The sequence below is a fragment of the Sphingopyxis sp. GC21 genome, assembly GCF_025727575.1.
GTDB lineage: Bacteria > Pseudomonadota > Alphaproteobacteria > Sphingomonadales > Sphingomonadaceae > Sphingopyxis > Sphingopyxis terrae_A.
Genome location: NZ_CP095845.1, coordinates 2,030,263 through 2,043,800, shown reverse-complemented (window position 1 = coordinate 2,043,800; position 13,538 = coordinate 2,030,263). Strand labels below are relative to the sequence as shown.

General features: G+C 65.3%; 13 protein-coding genes. 4 read left to right on the top strand and 9 right to left on the bottom strand.

Features of this window, described 5'->3' with window-relative positions; genetic code table 11:
- Positions 1-9 precede the first annotated feature (9 nt).
- From MU856_RS09850 to MU856_RS09820, 7 genes are all read right to left on the bottom strand, one after another.
- A complete protein-coding gene (locus tag MU856_RS09850) occupies positions 10-384 on the bottom strand; it encodes a hypothetical protein (RefSeq protein ID WP_263587461.1) in 375 nt (124 codons plus the stop codon).
- Between the two features lie 46 nt (positions 385-430).
- On the bottom strand, positions 431-1,231 hold the full coding sequence (locus MU856_RS09845) for an acyl-CoA thioesterase (RefSeq protein ID WP_062902790.1): 801 nt from the start codon (positions 1,229-1,231) through the stop codon (positions 431-433).
- Between the two features lie 8 nt (positions 1,232-1,239).
- On the bottom strand, positions 1,240-2,412 hold the full coding sequence (locus MU856_RS09840) for a saccharopine dehydrogenase family protein (protein WP_263587460.1): 1,173 nt from the start codon (positions 2,410-2,412) through the stop codon (positions 1,240-1,242).
- 106 nt (positions 2,413-2,518) lie between these two features.
- Positions 2,519-3,361: a 16S rRNA (adenine(1518)-N(6)/adenine(1519)-N(6))-dimethyltransferase RsmA gene (gene rsmA / locus MU856_RS09835; RefSeq protein WP_263587459.1), complete on the bottom strand. Its 843-nt coding sequence runs from the start codon at positions 3,359-3,361 to the stop codon at positions 2,519-2,521.
- Positions 3,358-4,377, bottom strand: coding sequence for a 4-hydroxythreonine-4-phosphate dehydrogenase PdxA (gene pdxA / locus MU856_RS09830; protein ID WP_062902788.1), 1,020 nt, complete (start codon positions 4,375-4,377; stop codon positions 3,358-3,360). The genes rsmA and pdxA overlap by 4 nt, the downstream gene beginning before the upstream one ends.
- Positions 4,377-5,717: a peptidylprolyl isomerase gene (locus tag MU856_RS09825; RefSeq protein WP_186402330.1), complete on the bottom strand. Its 1,341-nt coding sequence runs from the start codon at positions 5,715-5,717 to the stop codon at positions 4,377-4,379. Before MU856_RS09825 ends, pdxA begins: the two co-directional genes overlap by 1 nt.
- Positions 5,718-5,845: 128 nt before the next feature.
- Complete coding sequence (locus MU856_RS09820; protein WP_263587458.1) at positions 5,846-8,146, bottom strand: LPS-assembly protein LptD; 2,301 nt, start codon at positions 8,144-8,146, stop codon at positions 5,846-5,848.
- Between the two features lie 132 nt (positions 8,147-8,278).
- Between MU856_RS09820 and MU856_RS09815 the strand changes: the two genes are divergently transcribed.
- The 4 genes from MU856_RS09815 to ndk all read left to right on the top strand — a co-directional run bounded on the left by MU856_RS09815 (position 8,279) and on the right by ndk (position 11,367).
- Entirely contained in the window at positions 8,279-9,724 is a 1,446-nt protein-coding gene (locus tag MU856_RS09815; RefSeq protein WP_062902786.1) for a leucyl aminopeptidase, read from the top strand.
- A 15-nt stretch (positions 9,725-9,739) separates the two neighbouring features.
- Positions 9,740-10,189: a DNA polymerase III subunit chi gene (locus MU856_RS09810; RefSeq protein WP_263587457.1), complete on the top strand. Its 450-nt coding sequence runs from the start codon at positions 9,740-9,742 to the stop codon at positions 10,187-10,189.
- 116 nt (positions 10,190-10,305) lie between these two features.
- Positions 10,306-10,842, top strand: coding sequence for a hypothetical protein (locus MU856_RS09805; protein ID WP_186402327.1), 537 nt, complete (start codon positions 10,306-10,308; stop codon positions 10,840-10,842).
- 102 nt (positions 10,843-10,944) lie between these two features.
- Complete coding sequence (gene ndk / locus MU856_RS09800; protein WP_003047863.1) at positions 10,945-11,367, top strand: nucleoside-diphosphate kinase; 423 nt, start codon at positions 10,945-10,947, stop codon at positions 11,365-11,367.
- Positions 11,368-11,420: 53 nt separating this feature from the next.
- Here ndk and MU856_RS09795 read toward each other — a convergent pair whose 3' ends face one another.
- A complete protein-coding gene (locus MU856_RS09795) occupies positions 11,421-11,849 on the bottom strand; it encodes a phage tail protein (protein WP_062902783.1) in 429 nt (142 codons plus the stop codon).
- A 102-nt stretch (positions 11,850-11,951) separates the two neighbouring features.
- The gene (gene cls, locus MU856_RS09790) at positions 11,952-13,397 is read right to left on the bottom strand and encodes a cardiolipin synthase (protein ID WP_263587456.1); all 1,446 of its coding nucleotides are present in this window, start codon (positions 13,395-13,397) and stop codon (positions 11,952-11,954) included.
- Positions 13,398-13,538: the final 141 nt, after the last annotated feature.

Genomic DNA, 13,538 nt, shown 5'->3' with positions numbered 1-13,538 from the left:
GACGGGTGGTTAGCCGAAGTCCGCCGGCATCGCGCCGGGTTCGCTGACCATCGCAAATCGGACCTCAGCGAAGTTCACCTGCAATGTGTCTTCCAGCGCAACCGCGTAACCCTCAATGAACGGTAGCCGCTGTTCGTGAAGGTGAAGGATGATGCCAAGGCCAAAATCCAGCCCTTCAACCGCGACCCAAACATGCTCTCCTAAATGAAGACTTTCCCGGCGAGGGGCAATCGGTGCAGCTAGGGTTGTGAAGAAACCTCCGCCGGTGTTTTCGCGTGACAGCACCTCAGCATCGAGCAGACGGTCAAGACCTCTTGCGAGATTACCAGCTTCTGCAAAAATTGCCTGCAATGCGGCGCGTTCCAGTTGAGTCAGGCCAGCCATCTGGTTTTTTTGGCTTCGATCACCTAAGTCCGCGATGGGGTCGTTATCAGGCGTAAATCGCAATCGCCTGGCTGCCGTGCAGCACCGGTTCGCCGGCGCGGTTCCACAGCATCATGTCCTGCACCGACAGCCCGTTGCGGGCGAAGCCGGTCTTGGCTGAGAGCAGCCACCAGCCGTCGTCGGTCTCGGGCTTTGCGGTGAGCATGTTGACCGTCCAGTTCATCGAGCTGATCGGACCGAATTCGGTGAACAGCGCCATCGCCGCGGGGGGCAGTGCATCGCCCATCGCGAGCAGCGCGACCGCCGGATGACAGGCGGGCTCTTCGACAAAGCGCACCCAAGTCAGATATTCGCCGACATCGCTTTTCCAGTTGAAGCGCGGGCCGGTCGTCGGGCGCATGTCGAAATGGCGGGTGAAGCTGGGCCGCGCCTTGTGCTCGGGCACCGGCTGAAGCGTTTCGGGGGCGGGCGCGTCGGGTATGGCGAGCCGGTCGTGATCGAGATGGCTTTGCCGGTCGGGCGAGAAGGCGAAGACCGCGGCGGTGCCGAAGCCTGCATCGCTGGTGACGCCAGCGTCGATGAACAGGCTCGATTTCGATTGGCGCAGCACGCGCGTATGCACGGTGCAATCGCCGCTGACCGGCCCGACGAAGCTGATCTGCGCATAGCGAAGCGGCGCCTCGGTCGGGTGGAGCGCCATCGTGCCGGCGAGCGCGACAGCCGAGCTGATCCCGCCATAGGCCGTGCGGCCCTGCATCCAGCCGTCGTCGATATGCGCCGTCGCGACATTGCCGTCGACGCGCAGGGTGGAGAGCAGCGCGTCGAGCGCGCTGGGGGAGCTTGTCATCGGTAAACTCAATCCTCGATCTGGAAGGTCAGTCCGGCATGGGCGGTCAGCCGGTCGATCAGGGCCTGACCAAGCAGCGCGCCGGGGGTCCACACGCCGCCCGCGCCATCGGTTTCGAGCAGCGTCATGCCGGTTTCGGCGAGCATCTTCGACGTCGATCCATAGCCGGGGTCGCGGTCGCCCTGGACGCTGGCGCGGATCGTGGTGCCGTCGGGATATTCGCCAACGAAGAGGATGTCGTAGAAGCCGTTTTCGCGCTCTTCCTTGCTCGGTCCCTCGCCGGGTTTGAGCTTGGATTCGCCGAAGGGGCTCGCCTTCGCCATCGCTTCGGCCATCGCCTTTCCGGCCTCGCCGATCGTCGTCATCACCATCTCGTCATAGACAAGGTCGGACCCCCATGGGTGGCCGAGCAGGAAATTGGTGCGGTGGACATTTTTGGTGTTGATCGGCGCCATCACGAAGGGCGCAGTCCAGGTGCCGGTCGCATGATCATATTCGGGGATCAGTCCCGACGGCTGGTGCGGACCTTCGAACCCCGGGGTCAGCGCGAAGGAGGATTTGAGCAACAGCGCGAGCGACGGCTTCTTGGCGACGGCCTTCAGTGTTTCGGTCAGGCTGGCGATGGTGCCGCCCGAGGCGCCGCCCTGCATCTTGCGTACGCGGCCCTTCACGCGCGGCGCGGGTTTGCCGTGGCGCTTCACCGCCTCGGCCTGGAGAAACAGCACGCCGAGGTCGAAGGGGATCGAATCGAAACCGCACGAAAAGGTGATGCGCGCGCCCGATGCCTGCGCCTGATCCTGATGCGCGTCGATCATCTCGCGCATCCAGCCGGGCTCGCCGCACAGATCGGCATAGGCGGTTCCGGCCTTGGCGCAGGCGTTGACGAGGTCGCTGCCATAAAGCTGATAGGGGCCGACGGTGGTCAGCACGACGCGCGTGCGATGCGCCATCATGTCGAGGCTGGCGGGCTCGCTGGCGTCGGCGACGACGAGCGGCGTGTCGGCCGGCGCGCCGATCAGGTCGCGCACCTCGGCAAGCTTGTCGAGACTGCGTCCCGCCATCGCCCATTTGGGCGCGTCCTTGCGGCCGCCATAATGCTGCACGAAATATTCGGCGACGAGGCGGCCGGTAAAGCCGGTCGCACCATAGACGATGATGTCGAATTCGCGGGCCTCTGCCACGGCACCCTCCCATTTACGTAAACGTTAACTAGAGGCTAGCGCAGATGGGCGGCGGTGCCAAGGGGCGTCGCGTCGCGCCGGGTCCGCGGGCCTCAATCCACCAGCGTCAGGCGGCGGGCGTCAGCGACCGTGCAAGCGCCACCCATTCGGCGACGCTGACCGTCTCAGCGCGCCGGGTCGGATCGATACCGAGCGCGTCCAGCGCCTCGATCGCGCCGGGAACCCCCTTGAGGCTCTGGCGCAGCATCTTGCGGCGCTGTCCGAACCCCTTTTCGGTGAGCTTCGACAGCATCGCAGGCGACACGCCCGGCGGTTCGTCTCCCGGGGTGACATGGATGATCGCCGACATCACCTTGGGCGGCGGGGTGAACGCCGAGCGGTGGACCTTCATCGCGAGCTTCGCCTGGGCGCGCCACTGCGCCAGCACCGCGAGCCGCCCGTAAGCCGAGCTGCCGACGGGGGCGACGATGCGTTCGGCGACCTCGAGCTGGAACATCAGCGTCAGCGACAGCCATTGCGGCGGCCAGGCAGCGGGTTCGAGCCAGCGCGTGAACAGTGCGGTACCGACATTATAGGGAAGGTTGGCGACGATATGATAGGGGCCGCCCGCCAGCGCGTTCGCATCGACTGCCATCGCGTCGTCTGACACGACGGTCAACCGGCCCTCGAAGGCATCGGCAAGATCGGCGAGCAGCGGCAGGCAGCGTTCGTCGCGTTCGACCGCGATCACCCGCGCCCCGGCGCGCAGCAGCGCGCGCGTCAGCCCGCCCGGTCCGGGACCGACCTCGAACACCGTCGCGCCGTCGAGATTGCCGGGGATCGCCGCGACGCGATCGAGCAATTGTTCGTCGAAAAGGAAATTCTGCCCAAGCGCCTTGCTGGCCGAGAGCCCGTGCGCGCGCACGACATCGCGCAGCGGCGGCAGCGGACGATTGGGCTGCGTCGTCACGCGGCGGCGGCGCAGCCGCGCGCCCGCGCCCCGGCCATCCGCGCGGCCATTGCGATCGCGGCGATCGTCGGTCCGGGATCGGCGGTTCCCGAACCCGCGATGTTGAAGGCGGTGCCATGATCGGGCGAGGTACGGATGATCGGCAGCCCGAGCGTCAGGTTGACGCCGTCGTGGAAATGCAGCGCCTTGAACGGCGCCAGCGCCTGATCGTGATAGCCGCAGAGCAGAGCGTCATAGCGGTCGCGGATGCCGGGTGCGAACAGCGCATCGGCGGCGAGCGGGCCGTCGACGACGATCCCCTCGGCGGCAAGCTGCTCGATCGCGGGGGCGATGATGCGGATTTCCTCGTCGCCGAGTCGGCCGCTTTCGCCGGCATGGGGGTTGAGCCCGGCCATCGCGAGGCGCGGCTGGGCGATACCGAAGTCGCGGATCAGGCCGCGAACGACGATGCGCGCCTTGGCAACGATAAGCTCGGCGGTCAGGCGTTCGGGCACCTCGGCGAGCGGGATATGGACGGTCAGCGGTACGACGCGCAGGCCGGGGCCGGCGAGCATCATCACCGCATTGGTCGCGGTAACGCCGCAGCGTTCGGCGATGAATTCGGTCTGCCCCGGATGGGTATAGCCGATGCTTTGCAGCGCATGTTTCGACACCGGACCCGTCACCAGCGCCGCGGCGGCGCCGTTGCGGGTGAGGCCGATGCCGGTTTCCAGCGCATGCAGGGCGCAAGTCGCGCCGGCCGCAGTCGGTTCGCCGGGGGTGAGGGGGCCGCTGTCCTCGAGATGCCAGACGGGCAGCGCCGTGTCGAACAGCCGTCCGGCCTCCTCCATGTCGTTGACGCGAACGATCGGGCCGTCCCAGACGGCTTCGATCACCGCAGCGTCGCCGACGGTGACGAAGGGGGGAAGGTCATGCTTGTGGCGTTCGGCCCAGGCGCGGGCCGCAACTTCGGGACCGACGCCCGCCGGGTCGCCCATGGTGACCGCGATCGGGCGTCGTTTAATCATAGCCGTCATCAATTATATTCGATCACCGCATCCCGGCGCAGGTCGCGCAGATAGCGTTGCGCGCGCTTGTTGACCTTGTCCTCGAGCAGCTTCTGCTCGATCGCCTGAACGTCGGGAGCGGTCGCCGATTCGGGCAGGTCGCGGCCGCAAAGGACCAGGACGCTGACCCCTTCATTGGCGGCGCCGAACGGCTGAGTGACTTGGCCGATCTGCATGTTGGTCAGCGTGTTCTGCAGCTGCGGTGGCAGTGCGCGCATCGAGATATTGTCGCGCGACACGACATTCGCGCCGAGCTTGGCGGCGATATCGTCGGCCGCGCCGCAACCGGCGATGCTGCGCGTCGCGTCGGCGAACTGGCTGGCGAGCTCGCTCGCCTTTGCTTCGGTCGTGCCGGGGGCGAAATCGAGCGACACCTGCTTGAGGCTGAGCACCGCGTCGCGCGGGTCGGCCGTCAGAACTTGGCGCCGGTCGATCATCAGCAGGATCGATATCCCGCCCGGGACTTCGACCGGGCCGACGAGCTGGCCGGGCTGCATGTTGAGCGCCGCCTGCGCCATCGACGGCGGAAGGGTCGCGGGGCGGACCCAGCCGAGATCGCCGCCAACGACCGCGGTCGAGGCTTCGGAGAATTGGCGTGCATAGGCAGCGAAGCTGCCGCCGGCCTGAAGCGCCTGAATGATCTTTTGCGCATTCGCCATCACGGCGGCGGCATTTTCGGGCGTCGTCGCGAGATAGATTTCGCCGAGGTGCAGTTCGTCCTGACCCTTGGCCTCCTGCAGCCGCTTGACCACCGCTTCCACCTCGTCGGTCGATACATTGGTCGTCGACTGGATATTGCGCGACAGCAGGCGGTCCCAAGCGAATTCGCCGCGGATTTGCTGCTTCACCGCGGCGGCCGAAGACCCCTTGGACGCGAGATATTTGCTGAATTCGTCGGGCGTCTGCTTGAAACGCGCCGCCAGCCGGGCAAATTGTTCGTTGATGACATTTTCGTCGATGTCGATCTTTGCCGCGCGGGCTTCCTGAATCTGGAGCTTTTCGTCGATCAGGTTGCTGAACACCTGCTGGCGCAGCCGCTGAATTTCCTCGGCGGGCAATTCCATATTGTTGTTCGCAATGCGGATCAGCGCCATGCGCTGCTCGATGTCGGTCGCGGTGATGACTTCGCCGTTGACGATCGCCGAGGGGCGATAGACGTTGGGCTTGCCGTCGCCGTAAAGCTGGACATTGCCGGGAATGGCGAGGTTGGTCGCAGGGGTTTCGCTGTCGGCTACGGTCTGGGCCGACACCGGGACGGACCCCACGGCCGCAGCGGCAATCAGTCCGAACATGGTCGAAATTTTGGTCATTGCCATCCTATTCGAGTAAGAATGCGACGCTCCGTATCAGCCGAAGCGCCCGATGGTCCAGCGCAATCCGCCATCCGGACCTTTGAAGCCGGGAGATAGCGGGAAAACGCTGAACGCAGGCTGAGCGATCAGAAACCGAGGTTGCGGAACGCGACGCGGAAAGAGAAGCTGTTGCCGCGCCGCGCGTCGCCGGTGTCGATGTAATCGCGGCGCCAGGTGAAGGCGATCGACAGGCAGTCGTCGTCATAGGCGACGCCGAGCCGGTGGCGAATCGGGTCGAAGCCGTCCGATGTGCTGAGCGGATCGTCGGCCTTGCTGGTCAGATCGACGATCGCCGAGCCGAAGATCGACCAGTTTTTCGCGACCGCCACACGGCCGCCGACGCGCGCTTCTTCGCGATCCTGCAGATCTTCGCCGAGCAGGGTGATGTCGCGGTTGAGGCGCGAATAGCCGAGCACGGCATAGGTCGAGCGGCTGCCGATCGTCGCGTCGAATTCGTTGCGGCGGATCGCCAGATTATCCTTGTCGAGCCGGAAGCGGTGGGTGAGGCGCAGGAAATCCTTGTAGGCGACGGTCGTCCGCCCGACGATGTCGGAGAGCCGGTCGGTGAGCCCCGTCCCGTCGGGGAACAGCGTCGGCTTGTCCGACAGGCGATAGCTTTGCCCGATGACGCTGCTGATATTGAAGCCGGGGCGACTGAAATTCCATTCGACGCCATAGGTGATGCGCGCGCCGTCCTCGAACCGGTCGTAGCCGTTGAAGCGATTGATCGCGAAAAGATTGCCGTCCTCAAGATCGAAGGCGCGCGAATCCTCGTTCGGAATATCGACATTCTTGAGCGGCGGCGTCGCGACGATCTGCACTCGCGGGGTCAGCGTCTGGGTGCCGCCGAGGAATTCGCCGATGAAGGGCCAGCGCATGTCGGCGGCGATGGCGGCGATGCCGCGGGCCTGCCAGCCCGACTTGCCGCGATAGTCGGCGATCGGCGTCAGCAGATTTTCGTCACTGTGATAGACATCGCCGCGCACCAGTGCGGTCAGCGTGACTTCCTGGCCGAGCCCGGTCAGCCCGCGCAGATCCCAGCGCGCGCCGGCGAAGGCGCGCTGCGTATCCTGTCCCGCGGTGCGGGCGATCGACAGCGTGTTGAGCTGAAGCTCAAACTGTCCGCCCAGCCACGGATCGGGCAGGCGTTGGCGATAGTCGATGATCGGAAGCGCGATCGGTTGCTGTCCCTGGCTGTCGCCCGCGCGCAGGGTCTGCGTCGCCCAGCCGGCTATCGACAAATAGCTCTGCCCACCGATCCGCTCGAGCTCGAACATCGATCGCAACCTGTCGTCGCGGCTGATATCGTAGCGGCGCATGAAGGTGCGGTCGGTGGTGATCCGGCCCGAATAGGTCAGGCTCCACTTGGGATCGAACTGGAACTTGCCTGCGCTTTCCAGATAGCCGCGAAAATCGTTGCGCTGATCGGCGGCGGTGCCGGTTCCGGTCAGCGGCACCACCGAGCTGTAGGTCGCGTAGCCGTTGATTCGGAAAGCGCCGATATCGGTGAGAGCGCGGAACTCGCCTTCGATCATCGGCGCCGTATTGGTGTAGACGTGCGGCGTAATCGTCAGGTCGCGGTCGGGGGCGAGGCGCAGATAATAGGGAAGGGCAATTTCGAACCCGTTGGTGCGGCCGAGGCGGACGTCGGGGACGAGGATACCGCTTCCTGCATCATTGTTGGCGGGGTGGCTGAGCCCCGGCAGCGGGATGAGCGGCAGGCCGAAGACTTCAACGCGCGCGCCCTTGTAGCGGATCTTGTTCTTCGCCTGGTCGTAAATGACGCGGACGGCGCGGATCTGCCAGCTGGGGTTCTTGGGGCAGCCAGCGTCATCCTCGACCGGGCAGGGCGTGTAGGCGGCGTTTTCCAGCTCGATATTGCCGTTGTCGAAGCGCCTACCCTTCACCGCGGCGAGCCGCGCGCCATTATCGAACACGACGAGCATATTTTGGACGATGCCGTCGCGCAGCGTGTCGGTCAGCACGATGCGGTCGCCATAGGCGGTGTCGCCTTCGGGATTCTTGATCGCGACATCGCCCTCGGCGACCACTTCGCCGGTCTTGCGGTTCCACGTCACCTTGTCGGCGCGCATCGAGATGGTGTCGCGGTTCATTTCGACATTGCCGTCGGCAACGACGATGTCGGCATCGCTGTCGTAATTCAGATTGTCGGCGGCAAAGCCGATCTGTTCTTCGTCACCGGGCTTCGGTGCATCGACCGTGACGGCCGAAACGTCGCGATTCTGGAGGTCGGGCTGCGCGGCCGGAGCCGACGCGGGCGTGTCGGTCTGTGCCGCGGCGGGCACGGCGACAAGCAGCATGCCGCTTGCGGTGGCGACCCAAAGGGGCCGCGCGCGCGCCGCGTGGGGGAACAAAGTCCGACTCATTTAATTTCTTTGTCCCACACCTTATCTTGCGTCCACCCTTTGCGGGCTGGCTGCTTTAGTTTTGCAACTCGCGAGCGAAACCCCTATCGGTCCGGCACGTTCCAATCAATCATCGCATAAGAGAGTTAAAAGATGGACATTCAGTTTGTCGCGCAAATCGATGCGTCTGCCGACGTTGTCGCTTTTCCGGTCCGCAAGGGCGAGGCTGGCGCCCTCGGCGCGTTGCTCGGCGCGCTGGCGAAGCAGGCGCGGTTCGACGGCGCCGCGGGTTCGGTGGCCGAAACCGCCGCTTTCGATGGCGACCGGGCCACGCGGCTGCTGCTGGTGGGCATCGGCGAAGGGACGGTCCATGATCTCGAGCGCGGCGGCGGCGCGCTGACCGCGCGGCTGCAGACGAGCGGCGTGGCGGTGCTGCACGTCGATTTTGCGAGCGCGGGCCAGATCGACGAGGATGATGTGCTCGCCTTCGCGATGGGTGCGAAGCTGCGCGATTGGCGCATCGACACCTATCGCACCCGCCTTTCCGACACCGCCAAGCCCAGCCTGAAAACCATCGTGATCGCGTCGCCCGCGGGCGATATTTCGGCGCGCTGGGGCAGCTATTCGGCGGTTGCCGACGGCGTGGCGCTGACCCAGACGCTGGTCGCCGAGCCGCCGAACATCCTCTATCCCGAAAGCTTCGTCGAGCGCTGCCAGCATCTGGCCGACCTTGGCGTCGAGATCGAGGTGCTCGACGAACGGCAGATGAAGGCGCTCGGCATGGGCGCGCTGCTTGGCGTCGCGCAAGGGTCGGTGCGGCCGCCGCGGCTGCTCGCGATGCGCTGGAACGGCGGCAATGCCGACGACAAGCCGGTCGTATTCATCGGCAAGGGCGTGACCTTCGATACCGGCGGGATCAGCCTGAAGCCCGGCCCGGGCATGGACATGATGAAGTGGGACATGGGCGGCGCGGGCGCCGTCGCGGGCGCGATGAAAGCGATCGCGGGCCGCAAGGCCAAGGCGAATGTCGTCGGCATCGTCGGCCTTGTCGAAAATATGCCCGACGGCAATGCGCAGCGCCCCGGCGACATCGTCACCACCATGTCGGGCCAGACGGTCGAGGTGCTCAATACCGACGCCGAAGGGCGGCTGGTGCTGTGCGACGCGATCACCTGGGCGCAGAAGGTCTATGAGCCCAAGGTCATCGTCGATCTGGCGACGCTGACCGGCGCGATGGTGATCTCGCTCGGCCACGAATATGCGGGCATTTTCGCCAATGACGACGGGCTTTCTGAAAAACTGATCGCAGCGGGTGAGGCGACGAACAACAAGCTGTGGCGCTTTCCGCTGTCGCCGGCCTATGACAAGCTGATCGACAGTCCCATCGCCGACATGAAGAATATCGGCCCGCGCGAAGGCGGTTCGATCACCGCGGCGCAGTTCCTCAAGCGCTTCGTCGAGGACGGAGTCGCCTGGGCGCACCTCGACATCGCCGGCACGGCCTGGAGTGACAAGGACGGCCCGGTGTGGGCGAAGGGCGCGACGGGCTATGGCGTCCGCCTGCTCGACCGCTATATCGCCGACAATCACGAAGGCTGATCCGGTTCGGGGAGCATGGCGCGCGTCGACTTCTATCGGCTGACCCGCGACCCGGTCGAACGGGTGCTCCCCGCGATCGCCACGCGCATATTGCAAGGCGGCAACCGGTTGCTCGTCGTCGCCGCCGCGGCGTTGCAGCGGCAGGCGATTGACGAGGCGCTGTGGACGCTGCAACCGGCAAGTTTCCTGCCGCACGGCGCGGCGGGATCGCCGGACGAGGCGATCGAGCCGATCCTGCTCGCGGGCACGCTCAGCGCCCCGGCGATCAACGGCGCCACCCATGTCGCGCTCGCCGATAGCGAATGGCGCGAAGAGGCGCTGGCGTTCCAGCGCGCATTCCTGTTGTTCGACAACAGCCGCATCGACGATGCGCGCGCGACCTGGCGCGCGCTGACCACGGCCGAGGGCGTAGAAATTCACTTCTGGAAACAGGATGAACGCGGACGCTGGTCCGAAGGGCCGTGACGCGATAGGCTGGCCGAGCCGGGGCAGATCGTCTTCTGTGAGGGGGATCACCGACGGCAATCGGGTCGCACCCTAGGGACAGCAGCCGAGAGATTCGGGGCAGCAGGAGGTAGATTATGGCGACACTCAGGACATTGACGCTTGGCACCGCGATCGCGCTGGCGATAACGCTTTCGGCGTGCGGGTCGAAATCTGAAAAGGAAGTCGCCAGCGGCACTTACACCGACCCCGAAACCGGAAAGACCGCCGACTATAAGGTGACGTCCGACACCAGCGGCGAAAATGGCACGATCAGCATCAAGACCGAGGATGGCGAGATGCAGTTCGGCGGCGGCGCGGGCAATGCGAAATTCCCTGCCGGTTTCTCGCCCTATCCGGGTGCAAAGGTTACGGGCGGCTTCACCGCGACGAACAAGGATGGCGCTGGCGGCATGGCGAGCTTTGAGGTCAAGGGCCAGGCCGCTGACGTGATCGCGCATTTCCGCAAGCAGGCCGAGGCTGCGGGCATGAAGATCACGACCGAGGTCAAGGCCGGCGAAACCGCTATGTTCGGCGCCGAACGGCCTGGCGACAGCAAGTCGGGCGTGCAGGTCACGGCGACGCAGGCGGGCGACATGGTCAACGGGTCGATCACCTACGGCCACGGCGGCTGATCCGGCGCCGGGAAAGGCCCCCGCGCTCTTTGCTTGCGGAGCGGCGAAAGCGCGGCTAGAGGCGCGCCCATTCCGACAAGATATAAAGCAGGAGCTTTCCCAATGGCGGTCACCCGCACCTTTTCGATCATCAAGCCCGACGCGACCCGCCGCAACATCACCGGCGCCGTCACCAAGATGCTGGAAGACGCCGGCCTGCGCGTCGTCGCGTCGAAGCGCATCCACATGACCAAGGAACAGGCCGAGGGCTTTTACGCGGTCCACAAGGAACGCCCCTTCTTCGGCGAACTCGTCGAATTCATGACCTCGGGTCCGGTCGTCGTCCAGGTTCTCGAAGGCGAGAATGCGATGCAGCGTAACCGCGACGTGATGGGCGCTACCAACCCCAAGGATGCGGCCCCCGGCACGATCCGCAAGGAGCTGGCCGAAAGCATCGAAGCGAACACGGTACACGGCAGCGACAGCGACGAAAATGCGGCGATCGAAATCGCCTATTTCTTCAAGCCCGAAGAAATCGTCGGCTGAACCAGCCGAGCCGCAAGGCCAAAGAGGCCGCCGGAGTGATCCGGCGGCCTTTTTCAGTTGCGCGACGGGTAGATGCCTTGGATCGCGACGCAGTAGCGAATGGCTAGTGTCGGCTGCGTTTTGACTGCGCCCGACGCCGCGGGGTCGCGGGCGACGCTGCTGTTGCCGCCCTTTTGGCCGAGCACCAGCGGCGGTACGTCACGGCCGTTACCTACATGAACCGGCGCGCGTCCCCGCAGATCGGGGAGCGCAAAGGTCTTGCTCCCATCCCCGCCATAAGTCGTTCCCAGCAACGAAAAAAGCGCCATATTCTCGCTGATTGATACAAGTTGGCCATTGGCTTCGGTCCAACCGCGCGGACAGAAGGTCGCGGCTGTCATCATTACTTCGCCGATAAAAGGGTCGCTCGCTGCATGAGCTGGCACCGATGTCGCCAGCAGCGCCACGCCCACGATCGAAAATGCATTGAATTCCTTGCCCATCGTCAAATCCCCCAGATCTAGCAGCGCACTTCTCGGGAAGGGGCGGAGCGCTGTCAACATGCCCGCAATCAGGTGGAACGGGCGGTGGCGGAGCGGCTGGCGCTAGAGCAGCGGACTGACCGTCGCGACGAGGTTTTGCCACAGCCGCCGGACGATGCCGAAGGATGCGACATCGGCGGCGCCGACGGGTATCGAATCGGCGCGGTAGACTTCCTGCCGCGTACGAAGTTCGGTAGCGAAAGCCTTGTCACGTAACAGGATATTATTCTCGAAATTGAGTTCGAAGCTGCGGCGATCGAGGTTGGCGGAGCCGATCAGTGCGACTTCGCCGTCGACCACCATCGTCTTGGCGTGGAGCAGGCCGGGACGATATTCGTAGAGCTTTACCCCCGCGTCGACGAGGTCGGCATAATAGCTGCGGCTCGCGCCCGCGACGACGCGGCTATCGTTGCGGTGCGGCACGATCATCACCGTCGCGACGCCGCGCCGCGCGCAGTCGAGCAGCGCGAAGAGCAATTGTTCGTCGGGGACGAAATAGGGGGTGGTGACGACCAGCTCGTGCCGCGCCGAATGGATGAGCGCGGTGAAACAGGCGGTCATCGCGGCATAACGAACATTGGGGCCGGTCGCGATCACCTGCGCCGCGATGCCCGGGTCGACGGCGGCAGGCGGCTCGGCATCGTCCTGCAAAAGGTCGCCGATGTCGTCGCCGCGCTCGCTTTCCCAGTCGGCGGCAAAGACAAACTGGCAGTCTCGCACTACCGGGCCTTCCCAGCGCGTCATGATGTCGACCCATGGCGCATATTTCGACTTGATGCGAAATTCGGGGTCCGCGAGATTCTGGCTGCCGCACCAGGCGATGCGATTGTCGATGATGAGTTGCTTGCGGTGATTGCGCAGGTCGAAGCGCCCGCGGATCAGCGTCCAGATGAGCCCGCCGATCGGCAGCGCGATGCGCGCATCGACCCCGGCATTTTCGAGCTCGATCCAATAGGCCGACCGGATGAAACCGCGCGAGCCCAGCGCGTCGGCGAGGACGCGGACCTTCACGCCGCGCCGGGCCGCGCGGACCAGCGCGTCCTTGATCCGGAAGCCGTTACTGTCGGCGAGCCAGATATAGAAACAGAGGTGGACGGTCGACTTCGCATTGTCGATGTCGTCGACCATCTCGCGGATCGCGGCGTTGCTGTCGGCGGCGAGACGGGCGCGATTGCCCGCGGTCGGCGGCAGCGCGTTCACCGTTTCGGCGAGCACGAAGGGCGCCGCCCAGGCGCTGCGGGCGAGCGCGCGGCGGACGGCGTCCTTCTCGCTGGGGTGCGGCAGATGCGCCTCGATCGCGGCATAGCGCGCGCGGCGCTTAGCACTGATCCGCGCCTCGCCGAGCAGCAGATAGGCGAGGATGCCGACGACCGGCACCGCGATCGTCGCGATCAACCACGCGAGCCGTGAGGCGGGCTCGCGCTGCGGCCGCAGGATGATCCGGCCCAGGATGACGATGAAGACCGCGATGTACGCGGCCCACAGGATCAGGGCGAAATCATACTCCATCGCCGCCAGTTCATCGTGCTTTGGCGCAAAATGCCAGTGCGAATTTTGGGGGAGGGGAAAGGTGGGGAATCCTTGGCGTCATTGCGAGGAGCGAAGCGACGCGGCAATCCCGGGCGGGCGTAATCTGCTCTGGGTTGCTTC

What these genes read in the sequence shown, in the direction of transcription:
- MU856_RS09850 (WP_263587461.1), bottom strand. Translation starts at nt 384, where the DNA reads ATGGCTGGCCTGACTCAACTGGAACGCGCCGCATTGCAGGCAATTTTT.
- MU856_RS09845 (WP_062902790.1), bottom strand. Translation starts at nt 1,231, where the DNA reads ATGACAAGCTCCCCCAGCGCGCTCGACGCGCTGCTCTCCACCCTGCGC.
- pdxA (WP_062902788.1), bottom strand. Translation starts at nt 4,377, where the DNA reads ATGACGGCTATGATTAAACGACGCCCGATCGCGGTCACCATGGGCGAC.
- MU856_RS09825 (WP_186402330.1), bottom strand. Translation starts at nt 5,717, where the DNA reads ATGACCAAAATTTCGACCATGTTCGGACTGATTGCCGCTGCGGCCGTG.
- MU856_RS09820 (WP_263587458.1), bottom strand. Translation starts at nt 8,146, where the DNA reads ATGAGTCGGACTTTGTTCCCCCACGCGGCGCGCGCGCGGCCCCTTTGG.
- MU856_RS09815 (WP_062902786.1), top strand. Translation starts at nt 8,279, where the DNA reads ATGGACATTCAGTTTGTCGCGCAAATCGATGCGTCTGCCGACGTTGTC.
- MU856_RS09810 (WP_263587457.1), top strand. Translation starts at nt 9,740, where the DNA reads ATGGCGCGCGTCGACTTCTATCGGCTGACCCGCGACCCGGTCGAACGG.
- MU856_RS09805 (WP_186402327.1), top strand. Translation starts at nt 10,306, where the DNA reads ATGGCGACACTCAGGACATTGACGCTTGGCACCGCGATCGCGCTGGCG.
- ndk (WP_003047863.1), top strand. Translation starts at nt 10,945, where the DNA reads ATGGCGGTCACCCGCACCTTTTCGATCATCAAGCCCGACGCGACCCGC.
- MU856_RS09795 (WP_062902783.1), bottom strand. Translation starts at nt 11,849, where the DNA reads ATGGGCAAGGAATTCAATGCATTTTCGATCGTGGGCGTGGCGCTGCTG.
- cls (WP_263587456.1), bottom strand. Translation starts at nt 13,397, where the DNA reads ATGGAGTATGATTTCGCCCTGATCCTGTGGGCCGCGTACATCGCGGTC.